We start from the raw sequence: 24,533 nt of genomic DNA on the forward strand, positions 1-24,533 counted from the left end.
ATCAGTTGGTTAACTGCTTTTTGGGTTCAGCAATGAGTGCAGGTGCATCAGGCCGGCCGGCTTGGCGTGACGCGGTTCAAGGCACGCGGGGCAGGTGGGTTGAACGTTAATTCAAGAATCGAGTAACCGCCAATAGACGCAGTCTTCAACGGGCGATGATGGGTGAGGGTTGCGCCTATCCTGCGAGTGTCGGTTGACTGCCCCATTGCGCATAACTGCTGTGCGGCGTGAGGGCTTAATCGCCTGGCGCGCGATCACTATAGTTCGAGCACCGTCGCAACGCCTTGCGAGGCGCTGTGCAATCCAGCCGAAGATTGAGGTGAACATCATGAATCGCGAATTCAAGCCTGACCACGCCCACGCCTTGCCGAGCCACTTGGTGGACGCCGAGTACTTTGAATACAGCAAGGCAGCCAACCCCATCAGCGCCAATCTGATCAGCCGAATTCCGTACCACAATTTCCCGGCATCGCTCTACGACAGCGGCCCCTCGCGGGTGGTACCGCTCGACCTCAGCGATGCACTGGGCTGCGCAGGCCCGGCCACCGGGCCGGGGCTGTGTGCCAATTTCATGCGCCTGAACGCCGGCGACGCACTGACCTTGCACCCCAACGCGACGTCGCAAGTGTTTTATGTGATTGCCGGGGAGGGCCGTGTCGTGCAGGGCGAGCACGCCATCGAATGGTCAGCCGGCTGTTTTATCGCGTTGCCTGGCATGCGGGAAGCGCGTTTCAGCGCATCACAGGATGCGCGACTGTACTACGTGCACGATGAGCCGCTGCTGCGCTATCTGGGGGTGACGCGCAGCACCGACCGTTTCGTGCCAACGCTGTACCCTGCAGCACTGGCCAACCAGAAACTGCGTGAAGCGGCAGATGATCCGCATGCCCAGGATCGCAGCCGTATCAGTATCTTGCTGGGTAATCGCAACTTCCCACAGACCCGCACGGTGACCCATGTGCTCTGGGCAATGTACGGCATTCTGCCGGCGGGCTCGATTCAAAAGCCGCACCGGCACCAGTCGATTGCGCTCGACTTCATCATCGACTGCCCCAAGGGGTGCTACTCACTGGTCGGCACTGAGCTGGATACCGATGGCCAGATCCGCCATCCGGTGCGCGTCGATTGGGCGCCTGGCCTGGCGTTTGTGACGCCACCGGGTTACTGGCACGCGCACTTTAACGAGTCCGACCAGGAAGCGTTCCTGATCCCGATCCAGGACGCCGGGCTGCAAACCTATTTACGCGCGCTGGACATCCGGTTCAGCCAATAGTCGATAACGGCGCCGCCCTGGCCTTGTTGCCGGGCGGTTTTAGCCTTTCCAGTAGGGTGTATCACCCAACTGCTCGACGATAAAGTCGATGAAACACCTTACCTTGGACGACACGATTCGCTTCGGCGGGTAGACGAACCACACCGCATACGCGTGCTCCGCGCCACGGATCTCCCATGGATCGAGCCAGGCTTGCAGTTCACCCGCTTCAAGACTCTTGGCCACCAGCCAGTCAGGCAGCAACGCAAAGCCCAGCCCTTGGCGCGCGGCGATTAACTGAGCATCCAGATCATTGATCCGCACACAGGCGTTATGCACCAGTGGCAACACCTCGTTGGCGCGGGCAAACGCAAAGTGCCCGGCGGCATGCGTACTCACAATCGCCGGCAGGCCGGCGAGGTCTGCCGGCGTTGCCGGAACCGGGTGCTCCCTGCAAAAAGCCGGGCTTGCCACCAGCCTGTACTTGCCGTCGCAGATCTTGCGGGCTTTGAGCGTCGAGTCGGCAAGGGCACCAATGCGTATGGCAAGGTCCACGCCTGAATGGATCAGGTTGACCTGCTCGTCATCCAGCACAAGCTCCAGTTTGATCTGCGGGTAGCGGGCCAGAAACAGGTTAACGACCGGAAGGATATGGTGGCGGGCAAATGCGGGCGGCAAGTTGAGTTTAAGTAACCCTCTGGGTTCCTGGTTCAGTGCCGAGGTGGCCGCTTTGGCTTGTTCAAGTTCATCCAGCACTCTGCGCGCGTGCATCAGAAATGTCTGGCCGCCTTCCGTCAGGTGCAGCATGCGTGTGGACCGGTTGAACAGGGCGATGCCCAGATCCTGCTCAAGATCCTTCACGTAGCGTGAAACCGTTGAGGCCTTGATGCCGAGCCGCTCGGCGGCACGCGAGAAGTTATTGCCTTCAGCGGCTTCGACGAAAGCGGTTAGCGCAGTGAAATAATCCAAGTGCCGCCTCGCTATTGAGGATGAGGAAGAGGCGCTCAGGTTACCGGCTCTTGTCACGCGCGACCATTTAACCCCATGGCCACACTGAAAATGGTCGCTGCAAACACGACCAAGGCTACAGGGCGATAAGCCCCTGCAGCCTTGATTGCGGTCTTACACCTTCGGCGCCAGCCACGAATCTTCGGCTTCAATACCATCTGGCTCGTAGGTCCAGGTGATTTTCTCGTAGGTGAACGCCAGGTCTTCCATGTGCCCCATTTGCTTGTTGTTCGGGTCCAGGCAGTTCGGCGTCCATGACTTCATCGACACCAGCACCGCATTTTCAAGCTTCGCTGTGTAGTACTTCTCCTCGGTGCCCTTGGGCGAAATGCGATAGAACTCCAAGGACACGGTTTTCATTTGCTCACCGGACGTCAAGGCCTGGTAGAGCTTGGGCGAAGCCTTGTCGATTTCCTTGGTCAGGGTCATTGCGCCATGCACGCGCTTGCCTGTAGGAAGCCCGGTTTGCGGGTTTTTCGGGATTTCGATGGTGTGGTCTACGGCCTGCAGGAGGATCTTTCCTTCGTGGCCCTGGACTTTGGTCGAACCTTCGATTTTGCCTTGGTTCTGGCCTTCCAGCGTGAGATAGCAGGGCATGGGCATAACGAGCACTCCAGTTCATTGAGTAAGGTGAACGTACGCGATGGCCTTCAAACCGCTTCGCGATGGAGTCAGATTACTGAGCGCGGGCAACCGCGACCCTCCGGTGAATACCTGAATCATTCTTGGGCGCACACGCCCAGTTTGAACGCCCATTGGGTCAGGTCCGCGGCGTTGTGCGCGTCGAGTTTTTTCATCAGGTTCAAGCGGTGGGTTTCAACCGTTTTCAAGCTGATGCATAACAGTTCGGCGACATCGCGGTTGCGCGCGCCTTCAGCCACCAGCTTGAGGATCTGGCGCTCGCGATCGGTCAGCGTGATGCCCGACTGTGCGCTGGCATTTGCACGCAGCGCGGCGACCTGGTCGGGGTTCAAGTCGGCATCCAGGAATGGCTTGCCCGCGAGCAACGTGGCTATTGCCGTCCTGAGCACCTCACTGGTACTGCTTTTGAGGACGTAACCGTCCGCGCCGGCATCCAGCGCCAGGGCGGCGTTTTGTTCACTAAGACGAGCAGTGAGGGTCAGCACACGGATACCCGGCCAGCGCTGGCGTATCAGCGGCAGGGCAGAAAGGCCATCCATCACCGGCATGTTCAGGTCCAGCAGCAGCAAGTCAGGCGCCAGGGCGCGGCACACATCCAGCGCCTGGCGCCCGTTCTCGGCTTCGCCGACCACTAGGATTCCAGGTGCGTCGAGAAGCAGCGCACGCAACCCCTCACGCATCAGTGGGTGGTCATCTACCAGCACAATCCGATAGTCAGCCATAGGTCATCCTGTATGAGGGGGTATCAAAAGAGCCGCGCGCACGCGGTCTCAAGACTGCGTAATGCGGCTTCGCAGTCAGCCTGTTTTTGTTGTTCTGCACTGTGTTCAAGCTGACGGCCGAGGAGCTCCAGTTCCCGTTCACCGAATTGCCCGCAGGTGCCTCTGAGGGTGTGTGCCAGTTGCGCCAGCTCAGTGTAATCCGCCACGTCGTACGCCTCGCGCAGCGCACCCAGCAAGTGTTGCGTGTCGACCCGAAACAGCTCGCGCAGGCGCGGTGCCTTGAGCGGCGATACGGCTGGCGGCTCAGTGGTCTGTCCCGGTAACGCGCCAATTGCACCGGCGGGCATCGGCGCAGGTTCCATGCCGCGCTTGAGTTGCCAGGCAATCGCGGTTTCCAATGCGCGGAACAACTGCCCGGGCAGCACCGGTTTGGCCAGGTAGGCATTGGCGCCCTGGCGCAGGAAACCTTCGCGATCACCTTCCATGGCGCTCGCTGTCAGGGCGATGACCCAGACCTCGTCGTCGAGCACCCCGTTCGCCCCCGAACGCAACTTGCCGATGGTTTCCAGCCCGCCCATCACCGGCATTTGACTGTCCATCAGGACCACGTCGAAGATCACTTTGCTCATCAGTTGCAAGGCTTGTTCGCCATTGCTTGCGCACTGGAAACGGTGGCCAAACCGTTCAAGGTACAGGCAGGCGATTTCACGGTTGGTCGCGACGTCATCTACCACCAGAACGTTGAGTTGGTAGGCTTGGCCAAGCAGTGTGTCCATCTCCTCGCGTACCGGCGGTACGATCACTTCATCCGGCGCCAGGGGCGGGAAGGGCAGCACCAGGGTAAACGTCGAACCATTGCCGGGCGTGCTTTTGACCCCAAGCTCGCCCCCCATGAGTTGCGCCAGGCGGTGGCTGATGGAAAGGCCCAACCCGGTGCCGCCGTATTCACGGGTGGTGGAGGCATCGGCCTGGCGAAACGCATCGAAAATCTGTGCCTGTTTGTCCTCGGCAATACCAATGCCGGTGTCTTCGACGCTAAAACCCAAGGTAATCCCCGGCCCCTTCCACACCAGTAGGCGCACTGAGCCCCCCGGGGTGAACTTGATGGCATTGCCAAGCAAATTGAGCAATATCTGCCGTAAGCGCAAAGGGTCACCCTTGACGCCCACCGGCACGTCGCTGGCCACCTGCACTGTCAGGCGCAGCCGCTTCTCTTGCGCACTCGGCACCAACACGTTGATCGCCTCGGTCACCAAGGCCACCACGTCGAACGCGGTGTGTTCGACGATGAGATTGCCCGACTCGATTTTTGACAGGTCGAGAATGTCGTTGATCAGTGCCAGCAACACATCGCCGTTATCTCGGATAGACCCCACGAAGCGCAGCTGTGGCGGGTCCAATGATGTGTCGGCGAGCAAATGGCTCATGCCGATGATCGCATTGAGCGGCGTACGGATCTCGTGGCTCATGTTCGCGAGGAACTCGCCCCGGAGCAGATTGGCCCGGTCGGCGCTCTGCAAAGCCTCGCGCAGCTCGCAGGTGCGTGTCTGCACCTGGTTTTCAAGCCCCAGACGCTCGGTGTGAAGGGTGTCGAGCAGGTCGTTATAGGCTCGGGCAAAGCGCCCCAGCTCATCGTCGTGAACCACCGGCAGGCGGCGAGTCAGGTCATCGGAGTGGCGGGTTTCTTCGATGGCCTGGGCAAAACCGGCCAACGGGCGCGCGAGTTGTTGGCGCAGTACGGTGAGCAGGCCCAGGGTCAGCAGCACCAACCCGATCAACGCAAACGGCGCTTCCTTCATGATCAGTTGCAAGGTGTTGGCCTGCAGGCGCGCTCGCGGGTAAAGCGACACCAGGTACCAGTCCAGCACATCCAGGCGCGCGACCACCGCCGTGCCATGGTTGAGCTTCAGTTGCTGGGGAAAGGTGCCTTTCATATCCAGGCCTGGCAACGGCGTCGTCAGGTAACGGTACTCTTTGGGCGCCCCTCCGGGCAGCGTGGCAATCGGCAATCCGGTGTGGTCGATGATGTAACCGTTGTAGCCGCGCAGTAACTGCGACATGCGCGCGAAACGATCGTTGAGCTGCAGGTCATAGCCGGTGATGACTTCCACCTTGCCGTCCTTGTCGCGCCCGATGGCGGCCACGGTAATCAATTGCTGCCCGGTATGGGGGTCATAGACCGGCCCGTCCCAGACTATGTCGGCCTTTGCATCCGGCAGGCGCTTGCTCAAGTCCCGCAGGTACTCAGCACGGCTGGCAGTAAAGCCCTTGACGGGGTAGGGGCCGGTGGAAAAGGCCGCGCCGATACCCGGGAAGTAGAAAAACGTGTCCACAATCATCGACTGACCCGCTGCGCCATAGGCTTCGGCAGCCACCGCGGCACGGGGTAACTGGGTCGACGGCGCGGCGCCCGGGTCCGGCAGCCAGCACAGGGTGCTGCGCGGCGTCGGTATATCGAGTTCTTCGGTCGCCGGGCTGCGCCACAGTCGCAATAACCGGCGGGCGCCATCGGCGCTTTCCTGCAAATCATCGTTATCGACGCGAGTGATCAACTCCACGCGCTGGCTGAGCTCCTGCAGCGACTCGCGCTCCAGTTGATGGTAGACGCGCCACGCGCTGAGCCCGGTTGCAACACACCAACTGCCGGCCAGAACCACGACCAGCACGCAGGTAATGCGTAAAGCCAGTGACCGGCGCCATAGTTTTCTCATTCAGGTGGGCTTTTGGTATCGGCCGACGCTACCGAGGACGGCATGCCCGACCAGCCATAGGCAATCTGTGCCGGGGGGGCCTGCGCGGCCAAACGCCGTTCGGCAACGCTGCCTTGCGCGGCTTCACCCACTGCGTTAGCGGCGTCCTGGGTATCCATGGCGGTCAGTTGATCACTGATGGTTTTCAATTGCTCATTGATCGCCTTGGACTGGCTGTCGGCAGCCTGTGCCTGTTGGTCGGTGTGTAGCAAGGTCTCCGCCCCGGTATACCGATAGGTGAGTGTCAGTTGGGTAATGTTATCGCTGGCCATCAGGTCACGCTGGTCGGGAAAGTCGTCCTGGGTCAGGGTGCGTTGGCCACTGGCAAACGCCTGCAGGAAATCGATGAAGCCATGCTCGCCGGGCCAGCGTTTAGTCAGCGTGTAGTGCGCAAAACGGACCTGCAGGCTGACATCGCCGCACGCGCCCGGCGTCCAGGTGAAGGGCGCGCTGGTGGGGAAATTGAAGTTGTCCAGGACGGTTGAATGGTTGCTGCATTGCAACGTCAGTCGGGTTTGCTGCGGTAATTGCCTGGCGCCCAGGTTGATCGACAGCGGTGTGGCCTGAATGCTGACCACCGAGGCAAGGCTGGGCAGGTTGAGTTGCGGCTGCAACACCGCCTGCTGTGCCTGCAAGGCTTTTTCAGCTGTTTGCAGATTTTGCCGTTGCGCCTGGCGTACAGCATGTTGCGCCGCGGTTTGCCGCGTGGCGGCTGCGAGGTCCGACTGAGTATGTTGCATGCGGCCAAGGTAGGCGAGAAAGGCACTGCTCAACGGCACTTTCTGGCCCAATGCAATAACCGGTTTAAAGCCCTGCGCATCCTGCTGGATGAAGGTCTTGATGGGACCATTGAGAAACCGTGGGAGCTGGCCGCGCTCGCCATAGAGTGCGTCATTCAACAACACCGGGTCGTGCACGCCTTCTACAGCGCCCAATACCTGGCTGTTCCACGCTTGCTGCAATTGGCTGGCGGCAATCTGGCCGGCATAGGCCATCTCGACATCCAGGCCTCCGGCGGCCAGTGTCCACACGAGCGACTCGCGCGCGTCACCTTGCGTCAGTTGCTGGCGCAACCCGTCGCGCAGGTCTTGAGCATCCCACAGGGCTGCGGACTTGATCGTCGGGTCGTTGCCGAACCCCCAATTGTCGAGGGCGACCTGGAACGCCTGTGCATCGCTCTTGCGCAGGTCAGTGGCTACCGCCTGCAATGTTTGATTGAACTGGCTGAGCACCTTTGCCTGCCTCATATCAGTGTTCACGGCATCCACGCCCTGGGTGACTGAACCGCTGCTGGCGACATCCTTGATTGCGTTGCCGCCCAGTTCATTGGCGATGCGCAGGTGCCCGAGCAGGCTGCCGTTATCCGCGGCGGGGGTTTCTTGCGCCAGTTCAAACAGGCGGTTCATGCGCACGCTCAGTTGCGCCCACGGCCGACGGTTGGCCGCCGGAATCAAGGCGAAACGTTCGGCGGTGCGTTGCAACAGTTGCCGGTAAGGCGCACGTGCGGTACCGACGGTACTGAGCGCGTCGCGCCATTGAGCTTGGCTGGTCATCCGGGCTTGATCCATCGAAAGGTAACCTTCGATAAAGCGGTACCAGGCATCCTGCGTGTCATTCTGGTACTGCACAAGAAAATGCTCACGTTGATTTTTCCATAATGCCTGATTACCGGTCGCAGCGATCAGCTCATCAATGAACCCCAGAATCGCGCTGCGGCCTTCGACCGTAAATGCGCGGGGCAGCGCGGCGTCGGCGTCTTTGGGCAGTTGCGAGTAGTCAGAGTAGCGAAGCGTGGGCAATTGCGGCTGTTGGTCAGCCCAGGCTTCCAACCAGGACAATGATCGATTGGCAAGGCCCAGGCCATTCAGCTGGCGCAGCGCGTTAGCGCGATCCTCCACCAGGGCTCGCTCGTCGGTTTGCCAATGCAGGTAAGCCTTGAAGCTGCCGCTCAAGGATTGCACCCGCGTGGCACTCGGCACCTGATCCGGCAAAAACCGCCGCAGCAGCGGTAGCAGCTCTTCGCCAGGGCCGGGCAGCGCATTCAGGGAACCACCGGCGAGGCGCGCATTGATCAGGTTGATGCGCCGAACCAACAGCTCCGTGTAGCTGGCGATCAAGGTGTCGTCGTTGCTGGTGGCAATGGCCTGTAACTGATCCGGCAGCAGCCTCATGAACAAGGGGCGCTGCAGGTTTTTGTCGAAGCTGGCCACGTAACCATCACGGTCGAACTGAATCAGTTGATTGACCCGGTTGTGGAACGGCAGCCAGCGCTTCCAGCTCGGCGTCACCTCATGCTCAAGGTTCTCAATAAACTGATGGTACTGGTCAAACCTGTGTAGATCGTGTTCCAGGCCTTTATCCAACGTGCTGGTCGGCGGCCATGTTTGCGCGATCAGGGCCAGCTCGTGACTGACATGATTGCTGGAGTAGATCAGCAGGCCGGCAAAGGCGCCGCAACCGACCAGCCACAGCACCACCGCGGCATGCGCGGACAAGCGGCGCCAGTGCCGCCAACCGTCGATCGCGCGGTACGCGAAGCGTTGTGAAGGCAGCACACGGTCGAACAGTTCATGGCTGAACCAGCCGACCGTGCTGCCATCGTCCTCAACCCCCTGGGCGGTCAAAAACAGGCCGGACAACAACGGAGGCGCGCAGTAAGGGTTGCTGGCAAAGGCGGGTAACAACAGCTGTTCCAATGCCGGGCGCAGCGCGGCGACGCGCTCGGGAAAATGCAGCGCCTGGGCATTGGGCAGCCGCCGTTGCCCCAGGTCGACCCGCAGTTCGAAGAGGCGACGACCGATCTCACCCAGTACCTTGTCCAGAAATACACGAGCGTCTGCATCGCTGCCATCGACCAGCAGGCCGAGCGCCTGCTGGCGCTGATGCTGAGTAAGGCTGGCAGCCCATTGCGGCATGCCCTCAATGCGTTCAGCGCCGGTCAGGACCAGATACACCGGCAGGCGCGCGCCGAATACCTTCACCAGATCGTCCAGTTGGCGGCGCAGGTTCTGCCCCAGCGCAGTCAGCTGAGCCTTGTTCTGGTCTTGCAGAGACTCAATCGCAATCTCCAGAATTACGCCGTTCAGCGGCTCGCGTCGGCGTGAACGCAACAGGCGCAACAACAGGCGTTTCCAGGCACTGGCAGAATCGAGCAAGCGGCGCGAAGGGTCGAGTACCACGGCATTCTCGAAAAACCACCAGTTGAGTACGTCGCTGGGTGGGCTGCCCGCCGCATGCGGTGCTGAACGCAACGGCGTATCCAGGCCGCTACGCGCCAACAGTGTGCTGTTGGCGCGGGTGGTATCACCGAGCAGCATGAACCAGGGCAGGGCATAGAGTGCAGAGCCCAAGTGGCCCGCCTGGCCCAAACGGGACTGGCGCAGTAAACGCACACCGGTGTTCCAGCACTGATCGACATCGGGCTCGAGCGGCTCGGTGCGCCCAGGCAGGTCACGCTGCAGGCGCTGGCGCAGGCGCCAACCTTGCCAGTACCGCAGCGCCCGCAACAGCAACCAGGTGCCGAGCATCACGGCGAGGAGCATCAGTGGCATGCACCACAATGGCCAGCCCGACAGCACGGTGACGACCCAGCACACACACCCGAGCACAATCAGCGCAACCATCCAGAACACGGCGACAAGCGCTTTCATTAACATTTCAATGGGCCTCCATCAGCATTGCAGCGGCCGCTGCCAGCGGCCGGTCCAGGCCGACGTAGAGTGCCGCCAGCCCCAGCAGCGGAATCACGATCAGCAGGGTAAGCACCAGCGCGGGCACTCGCCGACGCGCGCGGCGGCGTTGCGCCGTGACGCCGAATGAGGGCTGGCTGAACAGCGTGCCGGACGCCTGCAGCGTGGCCATCTGGCCGTCCCGGGCGATGCGTTGCAGGCATTGCCGACGAAACTCGTCCAGCTCGCTGGCTGGGCGCGTTGCGTAGTGGCCGGCAAACCCGGCGAGCAAGGCCAGGCCAAACACCTCACGGACCGCACCCGCTTCTTCCGGCAACGCCTGCCAGCGCTGGAAGAACTCCACCCCGGCCCGCGTGGTAAAAAAGTAGTGGCGTTGCAACGGCGAACGCCGCCACTCAGCGGCGCCGGGCCACGCAGTGGTCATTGCGGTTTCATCCACCCAGGCCACCACCGAAAACAGCGATTCGCGTACCCATGCCTCGACGTAACCGAGCTCACGGGCGCGACTCGCCGCCATGTCCAGCTGGTTGATGAGGCGTGCTGTGGCGGTGGCTGCCGACGCCGCGGGATCGGCGAACACGGCCCGAGTGCATTCAAAGACGCCGACCCAGCAGTCGGCCAAGCGACCTTCGTTCATGCGCGGACCACCACCAGCTCGACCAGCATGTCTGCCGGGGCGTTGGGCATAAACAATGCGGCGGCCTGGGTGCTGCAGACTGTTTCCCAGGCCTCGCTCAGTGGCTCCAGGCGGTAATAAAGCGCTCCGGGCCGACGCGGCATGCCTTGCGGCGGCACTTGCAGGTAAATCAGCTCGACCCCCGGCAATGCGCGGTTGATCAGGTCGGGCATGTCCTGCGGCGCACCCAACTTGGCATCCAGTTCCAGCTGCTGCGCCAACCGCGTCGGATCACCGTCGCTGCGCACCACCAGGTAATAGCGGTGGCGCGGGCCAAGAAAGGCATCCGGCAAGCAGCTTTGAAACAACCCATCGCTGGGCAGCAACCGCACCAGAAGTTCTGAACCGACGCTGATCTCGTTAAGCAACTGGCCGATCAACCCGGCCGCCAGGGTAATCGCCTGGCCGCAGGTTTCATGCTGATAGGACGTCAGCAGCGATCGACCCTCGTGGGTTTGCCCCAGCATGTCGCAACGCTCGCTGAACACACTGAGTTCACCGATCAATTGCCGCAGCGTCCCATACACTTGCCACGGCGAGACGTGTGGCGTCTCCAGCAGGTGTGTCAACAATGGGCCATAACGGTTGAGGATCACCAATGCGAGCAAATTGTGGGTGTGCGCGGCATCGAAGTCACCGTAACGCGCATCGCCGGATTGCTTGAACACCTCCAACTGGCGGGCTCGGCCGACCAATTCGTCACGGGTGTCTCGCAGCGTTTGCATCAATGCCGGTGAGGCACCGATCATCACGCAAGGCGGGATGTAGCGATCGGCCAAATGAATCCGGTCACCGTCGTGCTCCAACCGCGCGATAGGCAGCAATTCATAGGCCCCGAGGTTGTCGAGTTCCTCTTCCCAGAACAGACGCAAAACGTAGGACATTTGCCGCACCAGCGCTTCAGGGGCGTCGCCGTGACGGTCGTCCAGCGTTTGCGGGTCAGCCCTGACGGCAAACCGCACGTTGGCTTTTTCGGCATCTTGCAGCGCTTCGAACACCTGGGCATCCGGTTCGCCCGGCTGGCTGCGCTTGAGCCCGACATACAGCGTGCGGCTGTCGCTGACAAAGTCTGCGAGCGCCAGCGGGCGACACTCCAGTAAGGCGTTGCCGGGGTATTCGACCAGGCTGCCGTCGGTAAACCGCACCGACAGTTGTTCAATCCGGCATTGACGCGACGCCAGCGCAGCATCGTTCAAACACATCGATATCAGCCCCCAGGCATGCGGCTGTTGGCAGGCAAGGGTCCTCGTCACCAGGCTTTCCAGGCGTGCATCATTCTGCTGAAAGTGCTGCGGTTGCAGGAACAGGCCTTGATGCCAGTAGAGCGGTTTGTCGATGTTCATAGGGCACCTCGACAGCGTGGGGAAACACACCAAAAAGCCATCATTGGCCGGCGTCCGTCAGGCTGACTTCGCCTTCGGCGGGTTGCTCGGCGGGCGGTTGTTGCAACTGGCTTTGCTGGCTGCGCAACAGTGCGTCAGGCCCCAGCAACAGGTTGATGGCCAGCGTTTTCGGGCGGGCGGTCCAGGTTTTACTGAAAAAGCCGGTGGAGGCCACGTCTACGCCAATCCGGTAGAGCTTGACGCTGCGCTGCGGGTCCAGGTGGGCATAGCCGGCGCTGATGCCGACCATTTTTGCCCCCTCCAGGCGCGGCAAGCGCACGGTGCGGGTCTGTCCCGGCTCGATAAACAGGCGTGTCAGGCCGATCAGGTCCGGTGGCGCGCTGCTCATCAGCAACAGCTTGCTCAGTTGCTGGCTGCTGCCGGTGTAGGCACTGAACGCGTTCGGCTGCGCGAACTGAGTCACCACCAGCAGGAGTGTGTGTGCCTGGCCGTCGTATTGATTGAGGTCTTTGTCGGCGGTCAGCGTGAGTTCAATGCTGTCATCGGCGTAGTTCCACTTCAGCTCGCTCAACGCTTGTTGCTGCGGTGTCAGACCGTTACTGCTACAGGCGCTGAGCAACACACCGAGCAGCAGCACCGCGAGGGTTTTAAGTGCCACGGTGTTCATCTCAACACCAGCACTTTGGTCTGCCCAGGCGCGCTGACCATGCCCACGGTATTCTGAGGGGCACCGTTATGCCCGGTCAGGCAGGTCACCCGCACCGCCGGTTTGCCGCCGACCGTGACGCAGGTGCTGGCGTTGAGAAAGGTCATCTCGCCCATGATCCGGCCACTGAGCAGGCCGCCTGCGGCGCCGGGTTGATCGCCATTGCTGATCGTCACTTTGCTCATCAGCGTCATCGCCGGCATACCCATCACCAGCACGTTCGACATCAGGCCGGCGGGGTCGGCCATGCGCGTGTCGGCGATGTTGGGGTAGGGCACGGGCAAAGGCCCGGTCGGGCTGGGTGTATTACACATGTCAGGGGCGGTGGCGGTAGCCACTGCACCATCATTGGTCAGCATGAACATGGGAGGACTCCTAACCGAGTTTGATGCGCTGGCCATCCAGCGCGACGGTGATGTCGGCGAACAGGTCGAGGGTTTCGCCACGCAGTTGCCAATCGTTTTTGACCTGCTGGCTGACCGAGCCTGCGTAGAGGTCTTCGTGCCCTTCGACACGGCGGCGGCTGTCGCCGAACTCGGCGGTATGGACCTGCGCGGTCTGGTGAGCGTGCAACGCGCTGTCGTGGCGGTGCAGCCAATGGCTGTCGGCGCGCTCACCGCTGACCTGCAGCGTTTGGGTTGTCAGGCACGCGTGGCGGCTGTGCAGCAGGACGTCAGCGCTGCGCACGGCAAGTGCCGCGCCGGCATCCAGGCTGATGCCGTCCCGCGCTTCTATATGCAGCGCACCTGCCGGCACGTGCAGGTGCAGGTCGCCGTCCACACTCAAGCGGGCGGGCGCGCTGCTGTCGCGCTCCAGTACGCTGAGGATGTAGCCGCTCGTACCCTCCATGCAGATCAGCACCGCATCCCCGAGTGCCGGGCGCAGCAGGCAACCGGCGGCGGGCTTGAGCCAGTAACGGCGCCCGTCGGTACTGACGACACCAAAACGCTCGCCATCCTCGGCATTGACCCGCCCATGGTGCAACGTGGCCGGGGATTGACTGTGCTGCGGGGCTTGCAGTGGCATGGTGGTCTCCTTACAGCGTCGGCTGCCAACGGTCGGCGGCCAGGCGCAGTGGGTCGGCAGGGCGAATGTCGTCGAGGCGTGCGCCTTTCCACTGACAGTTGTCCAGTTCGGCGGCGTGCAGGTTGGCGCCGAACAGGTCGGCATCGGTGAAGTCGGCACCGCTGGCGCGCAGATAGATGCATTGGGCGTAGCGCAGGCGGGCCCGCAAGAACTGCGCGCCGGGCAGCACTGCGCCGTTCAGGTTGGCCTGGACCAACCCACTGTCGGTGAAGTCGGCAGCGCTCAGACGGGCGTCGGTAAAGATCGCCTGGATGAGGTTCGTGGCGATGAACCGCACTCGAGCGCCCTGGCATTGGAACAGCGACAGGGCACGGGTCTCGGCGTGGCTCAGGTCCACATCGGTCAGGCTGCTGCGATCAAAGGCACATTGCTCAAGGTGTGCGTCGATCAGGTAGAGGTTGCGCAGCAGGCTGTCGGTCACGCGCACTTGCTGCCATTGCGCGGAGCTGGCATCGGCATCACACAGGCTGACATGATCCAGTTGGCATTGGCGCATGATGCTGCCGCGCAAATTCGGCACCGAGAATGCACAGTCAATGAAACTCAGGTTGCTGGCGGTGGTTTCGTTGAGGTTCAACCCAACGGCCTCGCAGCGTAACCAGCGGCCACCGTCGAGGGTCGCGGTGGCCAGGTTTGCCCCATCGAAGTGACAGTTTCTGAAATCGACCTGACGCAACTGGCTGCGCGAAAAATGGCTGCCTGCCAGTTGGCAGTCGACCCAGGTACAGGCCTCAAGGTCGGCGTCGTTGAAGCACGCATTGCGCGCATCGATCTGCTCCAGGCGCGCATGGCCCAGCGTCACCCCACGGAAGTCACCACCGGCCAGGCACAGGTTACGCAGTACGCCACCCTCGGCGACGCGTGCGCGCAGTTGTTCGGCGGTTATTGATTCAGACATGTTCGAGTTCCTCGGGTAATCGGCAATAGCTCAATAAAGCGCCGTCCAGGCGGGCCCCGAGGCCTCGGGCGCCTTCGCTGGTGACCGCATGCAGATTGCAGTCGCGCAGGTCGGCCTGATCCAGACGGACTTTGCGTAGGCGGGCTTGCTGCAAGTTGGCGCCGACCCACTGTATTTGGCTGAGGTCACTGCCGGTGAAGTCGGCATTGCGCGCGTCCAGGCGATAACCGTGGCTGCTGCGCAAGTTGCAGCGAATCAGCAGCGCGTTGTGCAGGTGGCTGCCACGCAGGCTTGCCCCCGGCAGTGACACGTCTTGCAGGCTGGCATTGGCAAGGTTTGCGTTATCCAGGCGAATGCCGGGCAACTGGCAACCCAGGTCCAGTTGCAGCTCGGCCGCATGGGCATCGGTCAGGTCGATGTCCTTACCGTTGACCCCAGACCAGGCCGCCGAGCCCAGGCTCGCGCCGGCCAACCGGGCCTGGTCCAGCAGGCAGTCGCGCAAACGTGTTTGCGTTAACTGCGCTTCGCGCAAGTCGATCTGCCGCAGGTCGCAATTTTTGAAGGTGCTGCCGGTCAGGTCGATACCTGGCCAATGCGCGGCAGCTAACACACAGTGATCAAACAGGCAGCGCTGCAGTACGGCGCCGGTCAAATCACTGGCAGACAGGTCCAGGCCGACAAAACGCGCGCCTTCCAGGTGGTCACCCCGGGCGTGGGCGGCTTCGAGTAACGCGCGAGTCCAGGGCCCGGCTTCAGGGATGACGCTGTGGCGGCTGGCAGCAGGCGGCGGCGATTTGTCGTTTAACGGACTGGCCGCCGGCAATTTCGCCCGCAGTGCCTGCATCTTCGTGTTGATCTGCTGTTCTGTCTCCCGCATTGCTTGCAAACCGGCGCTCAGTTGTGTGTGCACAGTGGCTTTGCGTGACGCCGGCAGGGGCAACTGGTCAAGACTCGACAGTAAGTCTGTCCTGGCCGGGCGGGGCGCGTTGTGCTCAACCTGTTTGATCGCTTCGCGTAGCGCCTCAGGCTTCATGTGCAGGTGGACCGCGGTCTGGTCGATGAACTGCTCGGTCGCCGCCTGCGCGTGGTCAATGCTGGCATGAATGCGCGCCTTGAGGGCCGCCGGGTCAAACGGCCGTGCCTTGGCCGGCGGGCGTTGCGCCAATGCGGCGAGGTTAGGTGCAGTCGCCGGGTACTCGGCCGGGTTCAACCGTTTGCCGAAGCGTTTGCCGACGTCGCCGGCACGGGCCAATACGTTGGCTTGTTCGGCCGCGAAGGCCGCGTAACGCGCATCCAGCGAGGCCTGCATACGCTGAATGATGGCGTTTTTATCGACGGTTTCAGGCGCTATTGGCATGGCCGCAGGCGGCGGCTTGATCGACGGCCAGAGTTTTTCGCAGCAGGCGGCGGCGGTTGCCGTAGGTGCGTCGACGCGTTCATACACGGCGCCCAATTGCGCAATATCGGCGCCGTCAAGATCGGCCACAGCGACCTCGGCCCGGTACAGCAGCAACACCCGCTCAACGTCGGGGAATAGCCACACCGTGTCCAGGTGCACTGGCGGCTCTTCGATCTCGGGTGTCGATGCCGTGCGCTTGAGAAACACCCTGGCTCGGAAGGCGGGCAACGTCCCGCCGATTTGCGCCTGCACAGGGTGCATGCCGTCAACGCTCCAGGTTTCGTTGCCGGCCCAGTAATCTGAGTGGCATTGATCCTGAGCGACTTCATCAAACCAGCGGGCGTCGCAATCCAGAGGCGGGCAGGGTGCCCGACGTGCTGTCCAGTGTTTATCGCAAGTGCCCCACAAGCTTCGGCGTTCAAGGCACTGCGGCGGCAGCGGGCGCAGGCTGGCGATTGGCAGCGTCTGGCCGGGTAGCCGCATGGGCAAGTGTGCGTTTTCGATTTGCGGCAACGGCAAGCCCACGCTGCTGTCGGGGTCTGCCAGATAGCCGCTGCCTTCGGGATTATCCGCCCAGCCGGCGCCGCCGAACGCGTGCTGCAAATCCAGCGGCAAACGCAGGAGCGGGCCGGTTGGACGCGCCGTGAAGCCGAGCGCCCCGCGTTCCCAGCACCTGGGTGGGTGCAGGTGCAAGGTCTTACTGACGCTCGCGATGCGCACGCGCACGGCCATGCCATTGCGTTGCTGCTCAGGCGTCAGCGGGTACGCGTCGCCCTGCACGGCGACACTGCCACGGGCTTTTTTCAAACCACTGTCGAACGGCTGTTTGTCGAAGCGCTGGCTGAGCCAGGGCAATGCATGTTCAGCGGCCAGCACCTGGTGGTCGGCACCGAACAGCAGGCCCACGGTAATTGCCAGGGTCGCAGGCCTCGGCCCCTGTTGACGGGCCAGGGTCAGCAGACTTATGTCGGAATAGGAAAGGTGCATGCTTGAACCCTCGTCAGGAAGAAACGCTTTAAGGCTCGAAGTTGTCGACCACCTGGAGTGCCGCATTGGCGCCGTCGTCCAAGCCTCTGGCGAGCGCTTCGGCCATTTCGTTGAGCACCTCAAAGGCTTTGAGCCGCGCGATTTCTTCGGCCTCTATCAGCGCTTCCGTCGGCGTGGGTGGGATATACACGGCGCCCAACGTCGCATTGCTCGCACTCAGTTCGTCCAGGCTGGTGTAGGTGGCTTTCAGTTGGGAGGAAACGCTCGCGTTTTTGCAGTGGATATCGCCCACCACATCGACATTGCCCACGAACCGGGTTTTACCGGTAATGGCCACGTCGCCGTCGATCATGATCGTTTTAGGCGACTGGATCCGAATGCCATCGGGGTTGAGTACGATCGAATGCTCAGCGCATTTCAGCGTGATCGAGGTCGTTGCGGTCACCGTATAGAGATCGGTAGTCACCTTGTGCAGCTCGGCTTGAAGCTGTGAGACGGAGGCCACCGTTCTGTCGATCAGCTTCTTGTCCTCGGAAATTGCTGCGACCTTCTTCCCGATCTTCTCCCAGGCGTAAGTGAACCCGTTACACGAGAGTAAAATGCTCACGCCCGACATATTCACGGTGGTCGCTTTTCCTTGCGCAGTCAGGCTTAGCTTGGCCACGCCCAGGCTCGCCTCCGCCTGGGTTGTGGCGGTCTTGAGTGATGCCGAGAAGGTCGGCGCGTTGGTGAATTCAGCCTTGGCGCCAAGGTTGAGCCAGTTCGGGCCGCCCCAGTTGACACCAGTGTTGAGTTCCCCCGGTGTGGGTTTAGGCTCGGCGGGCGAAGCCGGTACCGGGTTATCCGCGCCCGGGTCGCTGCTATTGGCGGCCGCCGGGTCCCCGGTGCCCATCGACAATGAGTACACGCCGGGCACTTCGTGTTTGAGCGAGGACGATGTCAATTGCATGTGGGCGTTGGTGCGCAGTTGCGCGCCGGCGACTTCGCCATTGCCCAGTGTGAAGACGCTGTTGCCGCCAGGCGCACCCAGCTTCAGATGGGCAGCCCCGGGGTGGTCTTCCATCGCCAGGAAGTGCCCTCCGGCCGTGGAGAAGCCGCTCTGGGTGGCGTTACGCTCAACGACCATGCTCGGGTTTTCCGAGTTTGGCACGCAGCCAACGATAATCGGCCGGTCGGGGTCGCCCCCCAGAAATGACACCAACACTTCACTGCCTTTGAGCAGCGGAAAGTGCATGCCATGGCTGGAACCGGCAGACAACGACACCCTGCGCAGCCATGCCGAACCCCGAGTGCTGGGCTTTTGATCGCGGGCAAATGTAAAGCGCACTTTGTAGCAACCGTGCTGGTTGAGCAGCGGCTTGCCACTGTCGTCGCCATCCACCACCGCACTCAGTACGCCAAACGCGTTGGGTTTTGGGGTGTCCAGAGGCGGGCGGAACTGCACCTCGGCGGGGATCACCAGGAAGCGTGTCTGGGTATCGCCGGCCAGATTATCCTCGCCTGTCGCGGGCAATGGTTGTTGGCCGCTGTGGTGCACTTCAAGCACTTGATAGGCCGCATTCATGCAAGGTCGCGCATGCCCGGCCAAGGCCATCAAGCCGCCGGATCGCAGGCCAGTGACATGGCCGCTGCCCTGGAACAGCCGATGACGGCATCCCAGCGCCTGGGCACGGCGTTGCGCCAACCAGAGGCCCTGATCGTGACTGCCAAAATGCTCGCCATACACGCCGTACTCGCCGCTGAATGCTGGCGAGGTGGCGGGGGCCTGGGCATTGTCGGCGACGCTGCCGGCGGCCACCGACGCTGTGCTGTGTAGCGCCAGTTGCGCATTGCTCGCGGAAAAATCCTGCAGCACCACCTGCTCCGGTTGCACCACGCTGCGCCGGCTAAAGGTGTGCGCTACCGCCGCAAACCCGCTGTTCAGTGCGGTGTCCAGGGGCCGGTACCGCACCGGCAGCAATGCCTTGGGTTGGGCGCTGCGATCACTGCAAAAGATCAGGGCTTCCTGCTGCTCCTGCTGCTCGAAGAAGTAGTAGCAACCGCTGTATTCCAACAGGCGCGATAGAAAGTCGAAGCTGGTTTCTTCGTATTGGCAGGTGAAGTTGGCTTGCGTGTGGGGGATGTCGTCGTCGCGCAGGCGCAGGTCAAAATCGAAAGCGGCCGTGCGGGTGCTGTCGGCGCCCTGGCCTTCACGTGTCAGGTCGGCATTTTTGAGGATGTCGCGCAACAGCTCCGGCAGGTTTTTGTCCAGCCAGATTTCGCTGAAGCGCTGCTGGCGCAGGCGGGTGATGCGCGGCTCCAGCACCACACGGCAATAGTGGTAGAGATCGTCGGCATCCAACAGCTCCACCGAAGTGACGATGCCGTGGTACGGGTGAGCGGCGCCGAGGGCGTCAAACAGGGTCAGGTGCGCGGGTGCACCGAGCATGGCGTCTTCGTTCAGTAACGGGTTCAGTGAAGCCAGTACGACCTCGAAGCGATAGGGCCGTGACAACACGTCCTCACCCTGCCAGCGAGCGACCAGCAGGGGCTCCAAGGCAAGCCCATCACTCAGGAAGGTGCACAGAGGTTGCTCGGTCAATGTCATGGTCTGAACTCCTGGTTACCTGCGCAATCGAGTCACGGGGCCACTGTAGGTCGGGCGCGTTTTTTTGGCGCTCGGGTAAAGACCTGATTGTTCAGTTGTTCAAGGCTCTGCCTGAATCATTCTCCGGTCTGCGATTGAGTACCGGGACCTTGCGCCCCGACCAGGGTGAATACCGCCTCACCCTGTTCCAGCGTACGGCCCAGCCAGGTGTTGGTGCCGAGGCGCTGCCAACCGTCACCCAAACGCGTGCCACGTTGTTGGTCTGGTTTTAGGCTCAGCACCAGCCGGCATTTGACCGGGGTGTGCAGGTACAACGCGGTTAAGCGTTCGATACGTTTGTAGAGCGCGGTGCCTGGCATCAGCAGGTGAAAACGCAGGGCGTCCAACGGGCCGACCCGGATGTCCAGGGTGCTGCTGCGGTCGTTGACGTGTTGACCGAGGAGGCTGTCCTGCCCCAGCGCATTGCCCTGCAGGCCCAACCGGCAGCGGGACTGGTCATCAATCGGCACTTGGGTCAGCACACAGGGCACGACCTCGACGGGGTCGCCGTCGAGTGTGCTGCTGAGCAGTTGCTCCAGGCCGAGGGCCGAGCGCGGGAACTGGTTGAAGAGGCCGGCGTAGCGCACTAATTGCGGGGCAAGCTGGCGCCACTGCGGGTCGGCATCCGCCAGGCCCACCAGCGAGCGCACCAGGTTGAGACGACCCAGGTCACGACGCTCGCCGATCGCCATCCACAGCCGGTGTTTTTCCCAGGCACGAAACAGCAGCGGGTACAGCGCGGCATGCAAAACGTCGAGAAAATCACGGCCGGCGCTGCGGCCTTGCAGTTGCTCATCGATCAGGTCTTCGGTGTAGAAGGTCGGCAGCGGTGACGTCACGCCATACAAGCCAAAAAAGCTGGCTTGCAGGTGATAGCGCCCGCTGGCGTCCTGGTCGATGGCTAAAATATCGCTCTCGGGGAACCCTAATCCCAGGCCAGGGCGCACGCGTACACCATCGCTGAACGCGTGATCGTCTGCAAAGCGCAGCCGCAGCAAGCGCAACGCCTGGAAAAAAGCATAGTCGCGCCCGTTGGCCAGCAAGGTGTCCTGGGTCATAGCAGGCGTTGCCGACCGATTTTCGCCGGCCACGCCAGTGTTTCCTGATTAACGCTGTCGTACAGGTTGAGGGCTACGAAGCTGTTGACCGCGACACTGCCGGCAAAGAACTCATCGAGCACCACGCCAAACAGGTAAAGCCCTCCGGCCCCCAGAAAATGATCGCCACGGCACTCCAGGTGGACCACCGTACCTTCGATGGGCAGCCCGTTGATGAAGCGCCGCTCGTGCGTGGCAACGACCTTCTCAATGCCGTTGATACGCCGATTATTGGCGTCCTGCCCACCTTCATCGGCGCTCGGCAAGTAGAGTTTGAGCAGGCTCTTGAGGTAATCGGCGTCGAGCAGTTTGAAGTGGTTGGCATTCAGTTGGGAAAGCATGCGCCACAGCAACCGGTCCTGGTATTTGGGCGGATGGCAGGGGGTGATCCCACGAATGTTGCGCAGCGTGACGCGCGCCGGGGTGTTGTCCATCGGCTGGTTGAGGTCCCCGGGGTGCAAGCTTTCAGGCAGTGGGCCGTCAGTGCACAGCAACGAGATCGACAGGGTGACGTCTTGCGGCGATTGGCGGTCGACATACGGCAGGCTGATGAAGTGCTCGTAATCACGCGGGTCATTGCTGCCCTGGCGAATGCGCAAGTTGAACGCATCGCGCTGGTAAATGGTGTGGAAGGGTTTTAAGGTTTTTTCGTTGCCGGTGCCCGAATAGGCGCTGACACTCAGCACCGAATGAATACGCAGACGTTGGCGTTGGGACTGGTTCGCAGGCTGGATGCGATATTCGGCCTGGCGGTGATCGACCCTGAGTGGGTGAGCGTCCTGGGTGAACAGGTTGACCGCGGGCGTCACCCCGAGCATGAAGCTGTTTTCGGTCAGGGCAGGGGCCCACGACGGCACGTTGTCGAACACCAGCTTTACGCTCATGCGGGTGTGTTCGCCGCGATGGCGCCAGCGCTGCAAACCGCTCAAGCGCACGAACAGGAATTTTTCCGGTAACGCGAAATACTCCTGCAAACCCCGGTAGGCCGGGTGTGCTGCATCCGGGTAGGGCAACAACGCGTGCGCCCGATCAAATCCGCACGACTGGATGTGGTTGGCCGACAGCAGCGTTATTGGCTGGCCTTCACCCTGGATGCGTATTTCGCGCACATGCTGGTCCAGCAGGCGGAGCAGGGCACAGGCTTCGCTGAAGGTATCCCCCAGGTAAAAGGTCAGGCTGTCGGCCTTGAAGTCATCGGGCGCGACGGTCAGCGCAAGGTCCAGCACCAGGCTGCGGCGCTCTGCGGTTCCACCGTCCCAGCGCGCACCGGTCAGCGTGACCGGTTCAAGGTCGACCGGCATCGTGCTGCGAAAGCTCGCGCGATGGCCGTCAATGGGCACCGAAGCCACTTCGCAGCCGGTCGCGATAGGTTGTGTCTGCGAAAGCGCTGTTCGCGGCGCGAACTGCAGCAGCGTCATGCACGGCAGCGGCTGCAAATATTGCGGATACAGCAACTGCGCCAGCTCTTGGACAAATTCTGGAAACTCGTCATCCAACCGCTGGCGCACCATGCCTGTCAGGAACGCCACGCCTTCAAGTAGGCGCTCCACATCCGGATCGCTGGCCGAGCCACTGCCCAGCAATGGCGCCAGGGCCGGGTTGCGCTGGGCAAACTCATCGGCCAGATGCCGCAGGTTATTCAGTTCACTTTGGTAGTAGAGGTTCTGCACAAGTCCACCTAGCGCATTGACAGCGAGACACGCCCGTCGCAGGAGACGAGGGTCGATAAGTGGATGGGGATGTCGCGGTCATTGATCGCGACCAATCCGTCGAGCATGAAGCGCAACGACAACACCTCGCGGCCATGGTCGGCCAAGGTGATGCAGGGGGATTTGAGGCGCGGTTCGTAACGCGCAACCATGCGTGTCATGTGCTCGATGATTTGCGCCGTTTCCCCGGTGGCGAAACTGCCGGCCAGGTTGGTGAAGTCGGGCACCCCGAAATCCGGGTCGATTGGCACGCTACCTTGGCGAGTGTTGAGAATTCGGCTCAGGTGCGCCATCAGTGAGTCCAGCAACACTTCAGCCTGGGTCAGGTGCGAGCGTTCGCTACCCACTTGCAGGGCACCAATGCGTTCCAGCAGGCGTTTTTCTTTCATCACCGGTCCCTCAAGTACTCAGGATGCCACGGGTGCGGCCATCGCCACGGCGATGGCCGCAGGGTTCAGCTCTTGTCCAGCTTGCCGACCAGCGACAAGGTGAACGAAGCGCCCATGTATTTGAAATGCGGCCGCACCTTGAGACTCACGCGGTACCAGCCTGGATCGCCTTCGACGTCGTGCACCGCAATATCCGCCTGGCGCAATGGCCGACGGCTGCGCACGCCCACGGCGGGGTTGTCCATGTCGGCGACGTATTGACGGATCCAGCCATTGAGCTCCGACTCCAGGTCGCCGCGCTCTTTCCAGGTGCCAATGTTTTCGCGCTGGATGACCTTGATGTAGTGAGCCAGGCGACTGACCACGAAGATGTAGGGCAACTGAGTGCCGAGTTTGTAGTTCAACTCCGCTTCCTTGCCTTCTTTGTCATTGCCAAAATACTTGGGTTTCTGACAAGAGTTGGCGGAGAAGAACGCGGCATTGTCGGTGTTCTTGCGCATGGTCAGGGCAATAAAACCTTGCTCGGCCAGCTCGAATTCCCGTCGCTCGGAGATCAGCACATCGGTGGGGATTTTGGTCTGCACCTCACCCATGGCTTCGTAGTTGTAAATCGGCAAGTCACTGACCGTGCCGCCGCCTTGCGGGCCGATGACGTTGGCACACCAGCGATACTGGGCGAAGCTGTCGGACAACCGGCTGGCAAACGCAAAGGCGGCATTGCCCCACAGGAAGTCGTGGTTGCTGGTGTTCACGCTTTCGTTGTAGCGGAACTTCCTGACGGGCACCGTCTCTTCCCCGTAAGGCGTACGCAGCAGGAAGTGCGGCAACGTCAGCCCCACAAACCGCGAGTCTTCACTCTCGCGAAACGCATTCCACTTGATGAACTGTGGGCCTTCGAACACGGCTTGCAGGTCTTTCAGGTTGGGCAGCTGGGAAAAACTCTCGACGCCAAAGAACTGCGGGCCCGCCGCTGCGATGAAGGGCGTGTGCGACATCGTCGATACGGCAGCGATGGACTGCAGCAGCTTGATGTCCTGCGAGCCAGGGTTGAACTCGTAATTGCCGATGATGGCGCCGAATGGCTGGCCGCCGAACTGTCCGAACTCTGCGCTGTAAACCGCCTTGTAGAGACCCGAACGCGTGATCTCCGGGGCGTCTTCAAAGTCGTCCAGCAACTTTTGCTTGGACACACTGAGCATTTCCAGGCGGTTGTTTTCACGAAAATCGGTACGGTCGACCAAAAATTTCAACGAACGCCATGACGCTTCGAGTGCCTGGAAACGCTCATCGTGCAAAATAGCGTCGACTTGACGGCACAGCTTGGCGTCCAACGCTGCAATCATGTCGTCGATCAGGTTGGCGCTGACTTTTTCTACCGCGCGGCTGGGTTCCAGCAACTGGGCGACAAACGCCTCAAGGCCTTGACGCGTCACCGCGTAGGCCTCGTCGCCAGGTTTTATTCGCGCGGTATGGATCAATTGATCGAGTAGCGACCCCTCCTGGTGCGTGGTAGATACTTGCGTGGCCGGGTTTTGCGTTGCTTCTTGGCTCATG

18 protein-coding genes are annotated in these 24,533 nt (G+C 61.7%); 1 reads left to right on the plus strand and 17 read right to left on the minus strand.

The genetic code is table 11. The features are described from left to right. The first annotated feature begins 328 nt into the window (after positions 1–328). Positions 329–1,273: a cupin gene (locus tag A7D21_RS09540; RefSeq protein WP_053256110.1), complete on the plus strand. Its 945-nt coding sequence runs from the start codon at positions 329–331 to the stop codon at positions 1,271–1,273. 39 nt (positions 1,274–1,312) lie between these two features. On the opposite strand, the gene A7D21_RS09545 is transcribed toward A7D21_RS09540, so the two are convergent. From A7D21_RS09545 to tssC, 17 genes are all read right to left on the minus strand, one after another. Beyond that, positions 1,313–2,221 carry a LysR family transcriptional regulator gene (locus tag A7D21_RS09545; RefSeq protein WP_053256109.1) on the minus strand — a complete coding sequence of 303 codons (909 nt, stop codon included), beginning with the start codon at positions 2,219–2,221 and terminating at the stop codon, positions 1,313–1,315. 153 nt (positions 2,222–2,374) lie between these two features. Continuing rightward, positions 2,375–2,863 carry an Hcp family type VI secretion system effector gene (locus A7D21_RS09550; protein WP_053256108.1) on the minus strand — a complete coding sequence of 163 codons (489 nt, stop codon included), beginning with the start codon at positions 2,861–2,863 and terminating at the stop codon, positions 2,375–2,377. Positions 2,864–2,979: 116 nt separating this feature from the next. Continuing rightward, positions 2,980–3,624 carry a response regulator gene (locus A7D21_RS09555; RefSeq protein WP_069551586.1) on the minus strand — a complete coding sequence of 215 codons (645 nt, stop codon included), beginning with the start codon at positions 3,622–3,624 and terminating at the stop codon, positions 2,980–2,982. A 23-nt stretch (positions 3,625–3,647) separates the two neighbouring features. Further along, entirely contained in the window at positions 3,648–6,335 is a 2,688-nt protein-coding gene (locus A7D21_RS09560; protein ID WP_083272174.1) for an ATP-binding protein, read from the minus strand. Then, entirely contained in the window at positions 6,332–10,024 is a 3,693-nt protein-coding gene (locus A7D21_RS09565; protein ID WP_171902601.1) for a type VI secretion protein IcmF/TssM N-terminal domain-containing protein, read from the minus strand. The genes A7D21_RS09560 and A7D21_RS09565 overlap by 4 nt, the downstream gene beginning before the upstream one ends. 7 nt (positions 10,025–10,031) lie before the next feature. Then, the gene (locus A7D21_RS09570; protein WP_053256104.1) at positions 10,032–10,700 is read right to left on the minus strand and encodes a DotU family type IV/VI secretion system protein; all 669 of its coding nucleotides are present in this window, start codon (positions 10,698–10,700) and stop codon (positions 10,032–10,034) included. Then, positions 10,697–12,082 (minus strand): type VI secretion system baseplate subunit TssK, encoded by a 1,386-nt coding sequence (tssK, locus tag A7D21_RS09575; protein ID WP_069551589.1) that lies wholly within the window; start codon positions 12,080–12,082, stop codon positions 10,697–10,699. The genes A7D21_RS09570 and tssK overlap by 4 nt, the downstream gene beginning before the upstream one ends. A 40-nt stretch (positions 12,083–12,122) precedes the next feature. Then, positions 12,123–12,749: a type VI secretion system lipoprotein TssJ gene (tssJ, locus tag A7D21_RS09580; RefSeq protein ID WP_069551590.1), complete on the minus strand. Its 627-nt coding sequence runs from the start codon at positions 12,747–12,749 to the stop codon at positions 12,123–12,125. Next, positions 12,746–13,153 (minus strand): DUF4150 domain-containing protein, encoded by a 408-nt coding sequence (locus A7D21_RS09585; RefSeq protein WP_053256101.1) that lies wholly within the window; start codon positions 13,151–13,153, stop codon positions 12,746–12,748. The genes tssJ and A7D21_RS09585 overlap by 4 nt, the downstream gene beginning before the upstream one ends. Before the next feature lie 10 nt (positions 13,154–13,163). Continuing rightward, positions 13,164–13,814, minus strand: a complete 651-nt coding sequence (locus A7D21_RS09590; protein WP_053256100.1) for a DUF3540 domain-containing protein — start codon at positions 13,812–13,814, stop codon at positions 13,164–13,166. Positions 13,815–13,824: 10 nt separating this feature from the next. After that, a complete protein-coding gene (locus A7D21_RS09595; RefSeq protein ID WP_069551591.1) occupies positions 13,825–14,772 on the minus strand; it encodes a pentapeptide repeat-containing protein in 948 nt (315 codons plus the stop codon). Further along, positions 14,765–17,158, minus strand: coding sequence for a DUF2169 domain-containing protein (locus tag A7D21_RS09600; protein ID WP_171902602.1), 2,394 nt, complete (start codon positions 17,156–17,158; stop codon positions 14,765–14,767). Before A7D21_RS09600 ends, A7D21_RS09595 begins: the two co-directional genes overlap by 8 nt. A gap of 28 nt (positions 17,159–17,186) precedes the next feature. Further along, on the minus strand, positions 17,187–19,745 hold the full coding sequence (locus tag A7D21_RS09605; RefSeq protein WP_069551593.1) for a type VI secretion system Vgr family protein: 2,559 nt from the start codon (positions 19,743–19,745) through the stop codon (positions 17,187–17,189). 116 nt (positions 19,746–19,861) lie between these two features. Beyond that, positions 19,862–20,875 (minus strand): type VI secretion system baseplate subunit TssG, encoded by a 1,014-nt coding sequence (tssG, locus tag A7D21_RS09610; RefSeq protein ID WP_069551594.1) that lies wholly within the window; start codon positions 20,873–20,875, stop codon positions 19,862–19,864. Next, positions 20,839–22,551, minus strand: coding sequence for a type VI secretion system baseplate subunit TssF (gene tssF / locus A7D21_RS09615; RefSeq protein ID WP_069551595.1), 1,713 nt, complete (start codon positions 22,549–22,551; stop codon positions 20,839–20,841). The genes tssG and tssF overlap by 37 nt, the downstream gene beginning before the upstream one ends. A gap of 8 nt (positions 22,552–22,559) precedes the next feature. Next, positions 22,560–22,979: a type VI secretion system baseplate subunit TssE gene (tssE, locus tag A7D21_RS09620; RefSeq protein WP_069551596.1), complete on the minus strand. Its 420-nt coding sequence runs from the start codon at positions 22,977–22,979 to the stop codon at positions 22,560–22,562. Positions 22,980–23,044: 65 nt separating this feature from the next. Beyond that, entirely contained in the window at positions 23,045–24,532 is a 1,488-nt protein-coding gene (gene tssC, locus A7D21_RS09625) for a type VI secretion system contractile sheath large subunit (RefSeq protein ID WP_053256093.1), read from the minus strand. Position 24,533: the final 1 nt, after the last annotated feature.

The sequence above is a fragment of the Pseudomonas sp. AP19 genome, assembly GCF_001728855.1.
Taxonomy (GTDB): domain Bacteria; phylum Pseudomonadota; class Gammaproteobacteria; order Pseudomonadales; family Pseudomonadaceae; genus Aquipseudomonas; species Aquipseudomonas fluorescens.